The 13660-nt window shown below is 70.0% G+C and carries 12 protein-coding genes and 1 pseudogene; 5 read left to right on the top strand and 8 right to left on the bottom strand.

What is annotated here, in order from left to right:
* Positions 1 to 82 precede the first annotated feature (82 nt).
* Positions 83 to 199: pseudogene (locus ACKTSN_RS22530) on the top strand (VOC family protein); the annotation flags it as partial.
* A gap of 26 nt (positions 200 to 225) precedes the next feature.
* Positions 226 to 498: a DUF6461 domain-containing protein gene (locus ACKTSN_RS22535; protein ID WP_409474893.1), complete on the top strand. Its 273-nt coding sequence runs from the start codon at positions 226 to 228 to the stop codon at positions 496 to 498.
* Positions 499 to 596: 98 nt separating this feature from the next.
* Here the strand turns inward: ACKTSN_RS22535 and ACKTSN_RS22540 are convergent, their stop codons facing one another.
* Both ACKTSN_RS22540 and ACKTSN_RS22545 read right to left on the bottom strand, forming a co-directional pair.
* On the bottom strand, positions 597 to 839 hold the full coding sequence (locus ACKTSN_RS22540; protein ID WP_409474894.1) for a zinc-binding dehydrogenase: 243 nt from the start codon (positions 837 to 839) through the stop codon (positions 597 to 599).
* A 663-nt stretch (positions 840 to 1502) separates the two neighbouring features.
* On the bottom strand, positions 1503 to 2510 hold the full coding sequence (locus ACKTSN_RS22545; RefSeq protein WP_409467772.1) for an IS110 family transposase: 1008 nt from the start codon (positions 2508 to 2510) through the stop codon (positions 1503 to 1505).
* An 850-nt stretch (positions 2511 to 3360) separates the two neighbouring features.
* Between ACKTSN_RS22545 and ACKTSN_RS22550 the strand changes: the two genes are divergently transcribed.
* On the top strand, positions 3361 to 5415 hold the full coding sequence (locus ACKTSN_RS22550) for a M14 family metallopeptidase (protein ID WP_409470772.1): 2055 nt from the start codon (positions 3361 to 3363) through the stop codon (positions 5413 to 5415).
* The gene (locus ACKTSN_RS22555) at positions 5415 to 8894 is read left to right on the top strand and encodes a S8 family serine peptidase (protein ID WP_409470773.1); all 3480 of its coding nucleotides are present in this window, start codon (positions 5415 to 5417) and stop codon (positions 8892 to 8894) included. The genes ACKTSN_RS22550 and ACKTSN_RS22555 overlap by 1 nt, the downstream gene beginning before the upstream one ends.
* A 67-nt stretch (positions 8895 to 8961) precedes the next feature.
* On the opposite strand, the gene ACKTSN_RS22560 is transcribed toward ACKTSN_RS22555, so the two are convergent.
* From ACKTSN_RS22560 to ACKTSN_RS22580, 5 genes are all read right to left on the bottom strand, one after another.
* Positions 8962 to 9192 carry a hypothetical protein gene (locus ACKTSN_RS22560; protein WP_409470774.1) on the bottom strand — a complete coding sequence of 77 codons (231 nt, stop codon included), beginning with the start codon at positions 9190 to 9192 and terminating at the stop codon, positions 8962 to 8964.
* A gap of 99 nt (positions 9193 to 9291) precedes the next feature.
* Positions 9292 to 9690: a PIN domain-containing protein gene (locus ACKTSN_RS22565; RefSeq protein ID WP_409470775.1), complete on the bottom strand. Its 399-nt coding sequence runs from the start codon at positions 9688 to 9690 to the stop codon at positions 9292 to 9294.
* Positions 9687 to 9968: a hypothetical protein gene (locus tag ACKTSN_RS22570; RefSeq protein ID WP_409470776.1), complete on the bottom strand. Its 282-nt coding sequence runs from the start codon at positions 9966 to 9968 to the stop codon at positions 9687 to 9689. Before ACKTSN_RS22570 ends, ACKTSN_RS22565 begins: the two co-directional genes overlap by 4 nt.
* A gap of 415 nt (positions 9969 to 10383) precedes the next feature.
* Entirely contained in the window at positions 10384 to 11490 is a 1107-nt protein-coding gene (locus ACKTSN_RS22575) for an SPFH domain-containing protein (protein WP_409470777.1), read from the bottom strand.
* A gap of 29 nt (positions 11491 to 11519) precedes the next feature.
* Positions 11520 to 11957 carry an NfeD family protein gene (locus tag ACKTSN_RS22580; protein WP_409470778.1) on the bottom strand — a complete coding sequence of 146 codons (438 nt, stop codon included), beginning with the start codon at positions 11955 to 11957 and terminating at the stop codon, positions 11520 to 11522.
* Between the two features lie 157 nt (positions 11958 to 12114).
* Here ACKTSN_RS22580 and ACKTSN_RS22585 point away from each other — a divergent pair, with 157 nt between their 5' ends.
* Complete coding sequence (locus ACKTSN_RS22585; RefSeq protein WP_409470779.1) at positions 12115 to 12237, top strand: hypothetical protein; 123 nt, start codon at positions 12115 to 12117, stop codon at positions 12235 to 12237.
* 491 nt (positions 12238 to 12728) lie between these two features.
* Here the strand turns inward: ACKTSN_RS22585 and ACKTSN_RS22590 are convergent, their stop codons facing one another.
* Positions 12729 to 13457: a DUF4232 domain-containing protein gene (locus ACKTSN_RS22590; RefSeq protein WP_409470780.1), complete on the bottom strand. Its 729-nt coding sequence runs from the start codon at positions 13455 to 13457 to the stop codon at positions 12729 to 12731.
* Positions 13458 to 13660 lie beyond the last annotated feature (203 nt).

Below are 13660 nucleotides of genomic sequence, written 5' to 3' on the forward strand. Positions count from 1 at the left end.
CGCGGCGAAACCAAGCGATGATCGCACAGATGTGCCTGTCGAAAAACCTGTTATCAGGTGTTCCGGTGGACGCGGTGTCCCGCTGCGCGGCCTCGGCGTCCGCTTCCTCCAGGAGCCCGTGGAGATGGGCCCCGTCACCACCGCCGTCTTCGACGACACCTGCGGCAACCTGATCCAGATCGCGACACAGCCGCAGTAGGCGGTCGGCCGCGTGCGGGGCTCGGCCTGGGCGGCGACTGGACCCTTGCCCTGGAATTCGGCGGCGGCGTGGGCATGACTCCGGAGTTCCTCGAAGCCCTCTCGGCCGACACCCGCGCCGTCACGCACTCGTTCATCGACGGCAAGCCCGTCCATCTCTTCCACTGGTTCGAGAACAGCGAGCTGCGCATCGCCTTCGAGTGGCCCAGCCACCACCGGACCGGCTCCACCCCGACGCCCTCAACGCCGCCATGCGCGACGTCGGCTTCCACCTCACGGCGACGGCCCGTTCGGTTTTGACATCAAGCCGGCGGTCCCAGCCCTCGCGGAGCGCCTGACGGGGTCCGGCTCACGGAGGAGCTGCAGCCGACGTTCAGCGAGCTGGCAGAACTTGCCGTCTACGGCCCGGCCGCCTGTTGTGGGCGCAGGAGCAGCTTGCCGCGCGGGTGGCCGGATTCGCCGAGTTCCTGGGCCTTGGCGGCGTCGGCGAGCGGGTAGCTCTGGTCGATACGGACGCGCAGCCGGCCGTCGGCAGCATGGCGGGCGTGGTCGGCGAGCTGTGGCCCGAACCGGCCGTCGGGGGCGACGAAGGTGATGCCCAGCTCGGGGGCCCGGAGGAGCGCACCGCGAAGCTGAGGCAGTCGTGACTCCGATCAGACGGCGTGCCCATAGCGTGCCCGTAAGACCGGTCAACCACGGCCAACAGGGGTGCGATCCTGCGCTTCCGGGCGCCGTGCCAGAGCGCATACTCCCAGGTCAGAAGCTATCCAACTCCACAAGCGCCATCGCATTCCCAAGCTGAGAGCGCGAGTTCGATTCTCGTCACCCGCTCTCCTCAAAGCCCCACCCATGAGGGCCGGGCCTGTCAAGGGGGCGTAGACGGCCCCCGCCTGCGGCTTTTCGGTGGGATGCCGGGGCGTTTTTCCTTGCGGACCTTCCTCGCGGTCTTTGTGGGGGGCCGCCGCGTGGGAGGGGTCCAGTTGGAGCGCCCGGAGCCCCGCGAGGGACGAGCGGGGCGAGGACGAACGAGCTGGACGCCGACGAGCGGCGGCCGAGAATGGAGGCCGAGGAAGCGTCACGGATGTTGGCAGAAACGGTCGTTGTCATCCCCGGTACCGGCTGGTCGGCGGAGTGGTCTCACACACACCCATTCGGCGTCCGGCCGCAGGCCGGCGCCATGACCATGGTGCGGGGATCCGGGTTGCTCAGTCAGGTCATCGAGCGCGGCCACAGGGCCGTCTCATGGTGTTTTGCGAGCTCGCCCGGGGTTTGCGACCGCCTGTGGCGGTTGTCGTGTGCTGCTGTCATCGCGCCCCCCGGTGGTCCTGCCGGGCCGGGACGGCGCGCAGCAGGTGGTAGGCGTGGGTGAGCAGTTTTCGGGCGATCGCGGTGGTGGCGATCTTCTTGCCGCGGCGGCGGGCCAGGCGCTGGTAGGCGGGGGCGAACTGCGGGGACCGCTTGGCGCTCTGTGCGGCCTCGCACAGGATCCATCGCAGCCAGTTGGAGCCCTGCTTGGAGATGTGTCCGTGCCGCACGGTCAGGTCCGAGGCGCGGACGGTGGGGGTCAGTCCGGCCCAGGCGGCGAGCTTGCGGGCGGAGGGGAAGCGGGTGACGTCACCGATCTCGGTGACCATGACCTGCGCGGTGAGTACGCCCACCCCCGGCAGCCGGGTGAGCGCTTTGATGCGGGGGTCGCCCCGTGCGGTGGCGAGCAGCTGCCGGTCCACCGTGTCGATCGGCTCCTTGAGGGCGTCCATCAGGACCAGGAGGTCGTCGACCACGCGGCGCGAGGCGTCGGGCAGATCAAGGCTGTCGAGCCAGATGCGGCCCGGAGCGGTGAAACAGCTGCCGGGACGGTCGCAGCCGTAGTCCGCCAGGACGGCGTGGACCCGGTTGCGCAGCAGGGTGCGCAACCGCACCAGCTGGCAGCGGTGCCGCACCAACGCGCGCTGCTGCCGCACATCCAGCGGGGCGATCCACGCCTCCGGCAGCAGATCGGCGCGCAGCAGCTGGGCCAGGGTGGCCGCGTCGACCTTGTCGTTCTTCAGCCGCGCGGAGGCGATCGCCTTGCAGCGCAGCGGGTGGACCAGATGCGGCTCGAAGCCGTAGTCCTCCAGCAGCTGAACCAGCCAGCCCCAGCCGTAGGCGGCCTCGAAGGCGACCGGGGCGCCGATCGGCAGATCCCCGATCACCGACAGGACCGGTTCGACCCCGTTGGGCACGTTGCGGTTGGCCCGCACCGCACCGTCGTCCTCGACCACCGCGATCTGTGACCGCTTGCGGTGCACGTCGATACCGACGTAGACAGACATCGAGGGCCTCCTTCCTGAGCCCGTACATACCCGGACGATAGGTATCGCCGGGCTGAGCAGGGAAGGGGGCCCGGCCCTCATAGGGTCAGGTCAGCAGTCTGCGTTTCTCTGCATGTGCAGCGCCCGAAGATCGGGCACACGCCTTTCCTCGGAAGTTCCAGAGGAGCGGTCCCCCGTCTGGAGCGATCGCGTCGGGGCGCACCACGACGATGACAGAGATCCGTCCCGTGAAGCTGCCATCCGAGAAGGCCGCGGCCGTCAGCCATGCTCCGGCGCGTTCGCCGCTACCCCTCAGCGCACCAAGACCTTGTAGAGGTCGATGTCATGGTCGGGCACGGCGAACGCGAACCCGCTTGCCGTACCCCGAGAGGTGATCGAACTGCACGCCGGCCTGCTCGCCCACCTCGGGGCCGGTCGCGCCGTCTCGGTTGCCCCTTCGACGCGGAGCTCGCCCAGGTCGGGGGGCCGAGTATCGAACCGTCGGCGCACACCGGTGAATCACCCCGTCGCCAGTACTGGAGTACCAGCGCAAGGATGAGTCGCCGTGAGGCCGCCCACGAGCTCACCCAGCTCCATGGTGGCCGGTGTCCGGTGAGACCTCGTACGGCGTTCGGGCCCGACCATGGTGCGTCGGGATTCCGCTCTCCTGTTCACGCGAACCTGTGTACCAGCTGTGTCCGGAGGGGTAGGTTCTGTCCGCCACCCCCACATGATCGGGCAACGCCCGGTGAACCGGCCGCCCACAAGGCGCGCCCGGGACAGCCGGCGTGTCTCCTGGCGAGTAGGAGTTCATGTGGTTGGTTCATCCCGACGATCTCGCAGACGCAGACTGATCGCCTGCGCCGTGGTGGTGACCGCTGTCGTGGCCGGCGGTGGGCCGGCGCCCGCTTCGCCGGCACCGGCCGCAGCGGCGGCGGAGGGCTTCCGCCCGCAACTGGTGACGGTGAGTACCCCGACACGCGCCGACAAGGACCGCCTCGTCGCCCTCGGCGTCGACCTGACCGAGCACGCCGGACACGACTATGTCGAGGTCGTCCTGCACCATGCGGACGACGCCCTCGCGCTGGCCGGCGCGGGCTTCGACTGGCAGGTTCGAATACCGGACCTGGTGCAACGCGAGTCCGACGTCAACGCGGCGAACCGCACCTACGCCGCCGCCACCACGACCTCGCCGCTGCCCTCCGGACGGGACGGCTACCGCGGGTTCGCCGACTACAACGCCGACATGGACCGCCTCGCCGAGCAACACCCCGGTCTGGTCAGGAAGTTCGCCCTGCCGCACAAGAGCCTCGAGGGCAAGCCCGTGTACGCGGTGGAGATCGCGCACGACGTGGACGCCCCCGAGGACGGCCGGCCCGTCTTCCTGATGATGGGGCTGCACCATGCCCGTGAGTGGCCCTCCGGTGAGCACGCCATCGAGTTCGCCTTCGACCTGGTCCGCAACTACGGCAGGGACGACCGCATCACCTCCCTGCTGAAGAAGGCACGGGTGCTCGTCGTGCCCGTGGTCAACGTCGACGGCTTCGAGAAGTCCTTCAACGACGGGCAGTTGGTCGACCTGCGCGGCATCGACGAGGGCGGCACCGGGTCCGTCCTGGCCACGCCCGGCAACGCGTACAAACGCAAGAACTGCCGTATGGCCGACGGCCTGGCCCCGCTCGCGAACGAGTGCGCCCTCGCGAGCAGCCCCGGCGGCTTCGGCGCAGGCGTCGACCTCAACCGCAATTACGGCGGTTTCTGGGGCGGTCCAGGCGCGGCGGCCGAGCCGGTGCAGGCCACCTACCGCGGTGCCGGGCCGTTCTCCGAGCCGGAGACGCAGAACATCCGCGAGCTGATCAGCGGGCGGCAGGTCACCGGGCTCATCACCAATCACACCTTCTCCAATCTGGTGCTGCGCCCGAACGGCGTCGCGCCCGACACCACCGGTCCCGACGGACTGTCCCTCGGCGACCCGCCGGACGAGGCCGCGATGAAGGAACTCGGTGACCGGATGGCGGCGCAGAACGGCTACACCAGCCAGCACAGCTGGCAGCTGTACGACACCACCGGAACCACGGAGGACTGGTCGTACAACGCGACCGGCGGCTACGGCTACACCTTCGAGATCGGGCCCGACGAGTTCCACCCGCCGTTCCCGGAGGTCGTCGACGAATACCTCGGCGCGGGCGAGTACGCGGGGAAGGGCAACCGTGAGGCGTTCCTGCTCGCGTTGGAGAACGCCGTCGACCCGGCGGCGCACTCGGTCATCACCGGCAAGGCGCCCGCCGGAGCCACGCTGCGGCTGAAGAAGACCTTCGCCACGCCCACCTGGTCCGGCACCGTCGCGGACACCGTCGACACCACCATGACCGTCGGCGCGGGCGGCGGCTACACCTGGCACGTCAACCCCTCCACCCGGCCCGTCGTCAAGGCCCGCCAGATCCGGGTGGTCGACTCCGAGCCGCTGAAGCGGCAGACGTACACGGGTACGACACTGCCCGCGCAGCCCACGGAGCGGGAATTCACCGTCGACCGGGCCGCCGACCTCCTCGAGGTGCGGCTCGACTGGCCCACCCCGGACGATCTCGACCTGTACGTGCTGCGCAGGAACGCCGACGGCGCCCTCACCGAGGTCGGACGGTCCACCGGTTCCGTCGGCGAGAAGGAACGCGTGCTCCTCGACTCCCCCGTGCAGGGCGACTACGTGCTGCGGGTGGAGAACTGGGCGTCCGCGGCGCCGAGTTGGTCGCTCACCGCCTCCCTCTACGACGCCACCACCGAGGAGGTCGGCGGACTCGTCGAGAACTGGACGCTCTCCTGCGAGAAGAACGGAAAGGTCCTGCAACAGGTGCCCGTCGTGGTCGACCGCGGCCAGCGCGTCAAGGCCGATCTGAAGACCTGCGCGCAGAAGTGGAGCAAGAGCTGATGAGACGCGCGCGCATACGCTTCCGGCGCCTCGCCGCCGTCGCCTCGCTGGCCCTGTCCCTCTCGCTGCTCCCCCTCACCGGCGCCACCGCGGCGGAGGGCCCGGATGTCACGGTTTCCTCGGTCGGCGGCCAGCGGGTCACCGAGGACGGCACGGTCAAGCAGCCGCTGAGCGGCACGGTGGACGTGGCCGGCACGGCCCGCACCGGCGCCCCTGGGTCGCCCGCCGATCCCGCACCGCTGCACGCCGACGCGGGCGACAGCCCCTTCGTCACCGCAGGTGACAAGGCGCCGCTCCTCGGCAGCGCCTACGGCGGTACCGCTCCCTATACCTGGGCCTGGACCGCCGAGCACGGCAGGCTCACCGGCGCGGACTCGGCGAGCCCCGCCTTCGACACGACGGGACTCGCCCCGGGCACGTACGACATCCGGCTCACCGTCACCGATGCCGCGGGCGCCGTCACGAGTGACACCGTCAAGGCCGTCGTGGGCGAGGAGACGAGCAGCGAACTGCTCGACGAGACGAGGAACGACCCGACGCCCGGCGTCTTCCCCGCCGACCAGAGCGTCGAGTTCCCCTTCGAAGTGCCCTCCGGCGTACGGTCCCTGGACGTCACCCTGTCCTGGACGACGCCGGAGCAGGACTACGACCTGCGCGTCACCGACCCGTCCGGCACGGTGGTGGCGAGGTCGGAATCGTCCGGGCATCCGGAGAAGACGTCCGTGGCCGACCCGGCCGAGGGCACCTTGAAGGTCATAGCGGTCAAATGGGCCACTGTCACGGCCGACGTGACCGCGCGGGTCGTCGCCCGCAGGGTCACCGCCGACCCGCGGCCCGAGGTGAAGGCCGGGGGCCCGTACAGGTTCGAGACGGGCACCGAGCAACGTCTCAGCGGCACGATCACCGGCGGCACGGACCCCGTGGACGCGGCCTGGGACCTGGACGGCGACGGCCGCTTCGACGACGGTACGGGCACCACCGTCACCCCGGAACTGCCCGACGGCCGGCACCTCGTCACCCTCAAGGCGACCGACGCCCGGGGCCTGGAACGGCGCGAGACCACCTCCGTGCTCGTCGGTGACGCCGACCGGCTGGACGCGGCACCGCCGGTCACCGTCATCGGCATCGCCGACACCGGCATCAACCCCTACCACCTCGAGTTCTCCGCCCGCACCTACCCCGACCCGGATGTGCTGGCGCTGACGAAGAACTTCACCCGGCACCCCTCGGAGTACATCCCCGGCTACCCGGCCTCCGCCCCCGCGATCCCCGTCACCCTCGGCAAGGGCTATCTGCCCGAGGAGGACAAGGATCTGTGGACCGGCGAACGGGTGAAGGGCGGACAGCTCCACTGGATCCCCGGAACGAAGATCATCGGGGCGTACTCGTCGAGCGTCGACGGCGCCCATCCGGTCCTCGACGACCACGGGCACGGCACCGGCTCCGCCTCCGTCTCGGCCGGCAACCGCTACGGCTACTGTCCGACCTGCCTGCTCGTCATGGTCGAGGGGCTCGACGAGACGGTCGCCACCAAGTACCCCTGGGTCGACGTCACCTCGCACTCCTTCGGGTACGTGGGAGGCGCCCCCGTCGGCCCCGTGATCAGCGGCGAGGAAGTCACCAAGGAGGCCGCCGAGCGCGGCCAGACCGTCCTGTTCGCCGCGGGCAACGGCGTCGGCAACGCCTTCGACGTGCCCGTCAGCACCTGGCACTCGGACCAGACCGGACCCGACTGGAACATCACCGTGGGCGCGCTGCGCCGCGACGACCAGCGGGCCGTCGTCGGCGACGGAGTGCCCGTGCATCTGTCGTCCTGGGGCATCGGAAGCCTTCCCTCGGCCTGCCACACCGGTGTCCTGTGCCAGGACCAGTTCAGCGGCACCTCGGCCGCAACGCCGTACACGGCCGGCGTTTTCGGTACGACACTTCAGCGGGTGCGCGAGGCGATCGGTGACGCCCGAGCCGGACAGAAGAGCGGCCAGGTCGTCGCCGAGGGCGACGCGCTCGACGGGAGCGTGTACCTCAAGGACGGCAGGCTGACCCGGGGTGAGCTGCGCGAGGCCGTCCTGAAGAACTCCTTCCCGCTCGGCGAGGACAATCTGCCGTCCGCGAGCTGGCCGCTCGCCTCACCGCACACGGCTGGCAACGTCCTCTTCGAGGGCTACGGTGCCGCCACACCCGAGACCGCGCGCCGCGCCACGGACGTACTGCTCGGCCGGGCCCTGCTCCCCGAACGCCCCGTCGAGGACGACTTCTTCGCCGCCGACCGGGCCATACGGGACAGCATCTGGGGCGGTTACGACCGGGACGGGGACGGAACCGAGGACCCCGCGCCGCTGCCGGGCGGCGTCTCGACGGGCCTCGACGACGTGGCGACGCTCGACGGCGCGCTGAGCGCACTGCGCAGGACCCTCGCCGCCCAGCAGGCCGGCGCGGAACAGGCCGGCACGGACCAAGAGCCGTACCCGGAAAAGTCGTTCAGCTACTACCTGCACCAGGGGCCCGACTGTTCGGGCGAGCGGACCATGGACCGCACGGACCGGGCGGGTGACGCGGACGGCTGCCCCGTCGGTGACACCCTGTCCTCCGTAGCGCCGTATCTGCCGACCGCCGCTCACCCGTCGACCGACGCCCTGGACGGGCCGCTCGCCGCAGGATCGCGGGTCCGGTCCGAGTTGTATGTGCGGACACGGGCCCCGGCAGCCCTTGTGGGCCCGTCCGTCGTCCTGCTCGCCACCGACCGGGAGATAGGCCGTGGCAAGGCCATGGCCCAGCCGGTCACCGGCTCCTGGACGAAACTCACCATCGAGTTCGAGACCGCCGGGCACGCCTTCACCGGGGAGCAGCTGACCGTCCAACTGCTCTCCGACACCACCGTCTTGCTCTCGGTGGGATACGAGGGCGACCACGCAACGAGGCTCACGGTCGACCCGGCCGCGTTGCCGCCCTCCGGCCTCGCATTCGGCGCCACCATCGAGGCACCCGCGGACGGCGAGGTCCGCGAGGGCGAGACGGTCGTGGTCGGCGGCCGGTACACCTTCCCTGATGCCGGGACCGACCCCGAAGGTGTCGGCGGCCGTCCGGAAACCCGCCGCGTGCAGGTGTCCGTGGACGACGCCGGCTTCGCCTCCCCGCTCTCCGCGGAGCTCGACGAGGCCACCGGCACCTGGCGGGCCGATGCCGGGCGTCTCGGGGTGGGCGAACACGTGCTGTACGCCCGCGCGGTGCGGGACGGCACTCCGTCACAGGCCACACGGACGGGCTTCCGGGTCGTCCCGGATGCCCGCGTCGAGTGGCAGGTCGTCAGCCGCAACGCTCCCGTGGAGCCGGCCGCCTGGCGTCCCGCCGAGGGTCTCGCTGACTGGTCGTTCCGGCTGACCACGTCCTCCTACGGCGTCGGCCACCGCACCATCGTCGTACGTCTGGTGGAACGCGGCACCGAGACGGCACGCGACAGCGTGCGGGTCCGTTTCCGCTGACGCGGCACCGTCCTCGGAAGATCCGGGCGGGCCGGAACCCCTGCGGGGGCTCCGGCCCGCCCCCGTGTCACCGCCCGGGCCACGGCCGGCGCTGGAGCCGTGTCAGCCCTTCGGCTTGGGCTTGCCGCTCTTCTTCTTGCCCGGCTTGGGCGGTGAGGTCGTGGACGGCGGTGAGCTGCCAGGCGGGGTCGTGGGGCTGACCGTCGGGGTCCGGGGGCGTGGTCTGCTGCGGCGTCGGCGTGGCGGTCTGCTGCGGCGTCGGGAGGGCGGAGGGTTCGGGGGGCGCGGCGCGCATCATGTCCTTCCACCCCTTTCGGGGGCGGAGGGGTCCACACGACGGTAGGCCGCCGGACGTCCTTCGAACGGTGACGCCGCTTACAGTCCCGAAGGGGTCAGTTCAGACCTTCTCGACGCTCACGCGTGGATGCTCGGCGGTGAGCAGTCCGATGTCCTCTACGTCGGAGGTCAGGACCGTCACCCGGCCCGGGTGCTGCAGGGCGGCCGCGCACAGCATGGCGTCGATGGCGTACTTGTGGCCGTGCAGCCCCGCGGTCCGCAGCAGGGCGGCAGCGGAGTGCGCGACGGCCTGGGTCACCGGCTCGACGCGCAGGCGGGACAGGGTCCATTTCAGTGCGGCGTCGTTGATCTTCGGGTGGATCACCTCGACCAGCACCGCGGCCGAGGTGATCACCGGCAGGTCCGCGTCGCGGGCGGCAGTCAGCCATTCGTGGATCTCGCGGTCGCGCTGTACGGCCTTCGCCAGCCCCTCGCTGTCCAAGACCAGGGCACCGCTCACGCTGCCGCCCCGGCGTCCGAGGCGCCGCCGGTGAGCCGGGCGCGCTTGACCGCCACGGCCTGCGGGTCGGCCGGGCCGTGCACCTGGTCGAAGTCTGCGATCAGCTCGTCGAGGTTGTCGCGCTCGATCTGCCGCTGGGCCGCCTTCTCCAGGTACGCCGAGACGCCCCGCTTGCCGACACGCTCGCGGATCGCCTGCAAGGTGCCGGCGGTCAGCGTGACGGAGATGCCGCTGCTGGGACCGTCACCAGGGAGGAAGCCCTCGTCTTCGTCAGCCATGATGCGAGTATGCCATTGAAAATGGCATACGCGGGATGTCGTCGCCCTCGCGGGGCTCCGGCCAGGTGGCCGACCGGAGCCCCAAAGCATCGCGGGCCCGGGATTCGTCCTCCGCCTGGGGCACGGTCACGAGAGCAGCACCCTCGGAACTCCGCGCCGGCAGGAGTCGGCGGGCGTGGTGTGATCGCCCTCATGCTCTCCGTCGGGAACGGGCTGCTGCTCGCCCCGAGTGCGGGCTTGGTGGTGAACCGCACGTCGTCGGGCACACCCGCCTCAACTCAGCGGGCTGGTTCGGCGGTCCGCGACGTGGCAGGTAGAGGGCGCGGTGTCCAGCAGTTCTCGGTTGACAGCTGCGACATCATCTCGGTCAGCATCCGCGCCTCACGGTTGTCCCTGGCGACAGCCGAGGGTGGGCTCAATCGCCGGACGTCCGCCCCCGGCGCGGCACCTGGGGCGACTTCGCAGCCTCGGCCTCCGCCTTGGCGTCGCTCACCGCGGCGGCGGCCTGCTTCTCGGCCTCGTCAGCAGCCGTGGCGGCGTCGAGGGAAACCGTTGAGCCCGCACCGAGCTGCGGAATCCGGATTTCGTCCGACGTGTCGACATCGTCGGCGGTGGCTGCCTCCTCAGGTTGCACAATGGGAGGGCCTGCCGTCGACTGGTCACCGAACGCACGGGTGACGGTCCGAACCGCCTCGGTCAGCTCCCCCGGGATCACCCAGAAGGTGTTGTTGTCGCTGCTCGCCAAGTGCGGGAGCGTCTCGAGGTACTTGTAGGCCAGGACCTTCGGGTCGGCATTGTTGCGATGGACGGCCTGGAAGACGAGCTCCACTGCCTTGGCCTCGCCGTCCGCCCGCAGGATCATGGCCTGTTGCGTGCCCTGGGCCTCCAGGATGTCCTTCTGCTTCGTGCCTTCCGCGGTGAGGATCTTGGCTTGCCGCTCCCCTTCGGCGTGCAGGATGGCCGCGCGCTTGTCACGCTCGGCCCGCATCTGCTTCTCCATCGCTTCCTTGATGGTGTGCGGTGGATCGATGGCCTTGATCTCGACGCGGTTGACCCGGATGCCCCACTTGCCGGTGGCGTCGTCGAGGACGGCGCGGAGCCGGGAGTTGATCTCCTCACGCGAGGTGAGCGTCTCCTCCAGGTCCATGCTGCCGATGACGTTCCGGAGCGTGGTCACGGTGAGCTGATCGATCGCCTGGAGGTAATCGGCGACCTCGTAGGCCGCCGCCCGCGGGTCGGTGATCTGGTAGTAGAGCACGGTGTCGATGTTCACCACGAGGTTGTCCTCGGTGATCACCGGCCTGGGGTCGGACGAATAGACCTGCTCGCGCACGTCGAGTTTGGTGTTGATGCGGTCCGCCACCGGCAGGACCAGGTTCAGGCCGGGCTGCAGCGTCCGGCGGTATCGGCCGAACCGCTCGATGTTGTAGCGGCGCGCCTGCGGGACGATCCGCACAGTGGAGGCCACGAGGAAGACGACAACGATGGCCGCCACAAGAGTGAGGATGACAACTGGATCCACAGTGCCTCCGTTGCTATGGGTTCAGCCGTTCACGGAAGGAGTTCGCGGGGGTAGACGATGGCCGTGGCACCTTCGATCTCCATGACATCCACCAACGCTCCCACCGGGATCACAAGGCTCTCGTCGAGGGCGCGGGCGGACCATTCTTCGCCGGAGAGTTTGATCAGGCCGCGGGTCGCGGTGACCTCCTGCATGACCTCGGCCCGCTTGCCGATCAGCGCGTCACTGCCCTCGCGTATGAGGGGTTGCTCTGTCATATGCCGCAGCGCGACAGGACGGACGATGACGAGGCCGACCGCCGCTGCTGCCCCCAGGGCCACGAGCTGGCCGAGAAGGCCGATGCCCACACCAGCGACCACGGCGGCAACCAACGCAGCGCCCGCCAGCAACCCGAAGACCAGTGTCAGGGTGAAGAACTCCGCGACACCCAGCGCCGCGGCGGCGAGCAGCCATACGAACCACGGCATCGAATCGCCCTCCTTCAGGGGCCTTCTCCACCAAGCTACCTTCCGGAACGTCGGGCAGACAGACCCAGCAGCCGCGGCTCTTGCTCATTGACGGGCTTGCCCTGATCGGCTGTGGTACCTGCGGGCAGCCGAACAGCCGCCATGATCATGAGCGTGTGTGAAGACGATCAAGGACCAGGTGACCGTGGAGGCCGAGCAGGCGTGGATGGCGGCGATGGGGAAGCTGTGGGCTGCCCTCGCCGTGAGCCTCGGCTGCTGGCGCGTGAGAGGACACGCGTAACTGCTGGACGCTTGCCGAGGCCCACCGCCGCTGGAACAGCAACACCGCAACCGCGACCACGCAACCCTGTCCAGCCCATGAAGACCAAGAACTACAGCTAAGACGCGCCGGAGGTGACCGATGAATTGCGCACGCAATACCGTGCGTACACGCTTGAACTGACCCGCGTACGGCACGGCGCCCCGAGAGCCCGAGGGCGCTGCCGACGGTACAGGTCGACGACGCCGTGCCCTATCCGTGCCCGTAAGAGCGGACAACCACGGTCGACAGCGGTGCGATCAGGCCCGCGCAACAGCACCTCCACAATGAATCCCCGCGGGTCAGCAGCTATGTGCCTTCGCGAGCGCCGTCGCTTCCCAAGCTGAGAGCGCGAGTTCGGTTCTCGTCACCCGCTCCATGGCGAAGGCCCAGGTCATCTGACCCGGGCCTTCTTGCTGTCGGCTGTGATCAGTGGCCGCGTGCCGGATTCACGCCGGGAGGCTGTCGGTGCCTCACCAGGTCAGGGCGTCGGCCATGGTCGACTGCCAGTACGAGACTCGGATCGAGTCGTCGACGTGCACGCCCTTCGCGGGGAGTGACGGGTGGGCGGCGACGCTCGCGCTCTTGTCGAAGTAGACCGCGAGGGACTTGGCCGTGTGGCCGTGGGAGCCGCTGCCGTCGGCGGCCGAGAGAAGGACGCTCGCATAGCCCGACTCTCCGGGGGCCAGCGTGACCACCGCCTGCGGCTTGGATTCCTCGAAGGCCGGCGGGACGGACTGGGCCTCGCCGAAGCGGACCGCCGGGTAGCCGATGAGGTTGCAGTTCTTCGAGCCGGTGTTGGTGACGGTGAGGAGAAGGTGGTTCAGGGGGCGGGAGACCTCTGTGGCGGTCGTCCGGGTGGAGGTGGTGGAGCAGGGGGTGGAGGTGGGCTCCTCCGAGTCCTCCGAGGTCTTGTCGCCCGTGGAAACCGACGCGCCCTTGGAACCCGTCGTGCCGCTCGAACCGGCCGCGCCGCCCGTCGAGCCTTCGGCGGTCCGGCCCGCCGAGTCGGTCTGACCCGTCCCGATGGAGGTTCCCCCGCTCGCCTTGGGCGAGGACGTGGTGGAGGCCGTGGGCGCCGATCCTGCCGATGCCCCCTCGTCCTGGACGCCCTCTCCCCTGTTGCATGCCGTCAACGTCAGCGTGGCGGCCGTGAGCGCGGCGGCGACGAGCATGCGGGTGCGGTGGGTGCGAGTGGACATGTGATCCCCCTTGTGCGGTACGGGTGTTGGCATGGGCCGCTCGACCGGGTGCCGGGAGCGGCGTGCTTGGATGGCCCAAGCTTGTGCGGTGATCCGTCCCGACCGCCACGACTGCCGGGGTATCCGGGACGCTGGAACGCTTGTGACAGCTCTGACCTGGGGGAATGACCTCCCCCTGGAACGGGGGGCCGGGACGTGGGGAG

It is taken from the genome of Streptomyces flavusporus (genome assembly GCF_046267975.1).
Taxonomy (GTDB): Bacteria; Actinomycetota; Actinomycetes; order Streptomycetales; family Streptomycetaceae; genus Streptomyces; species Streptomyces flavusporus.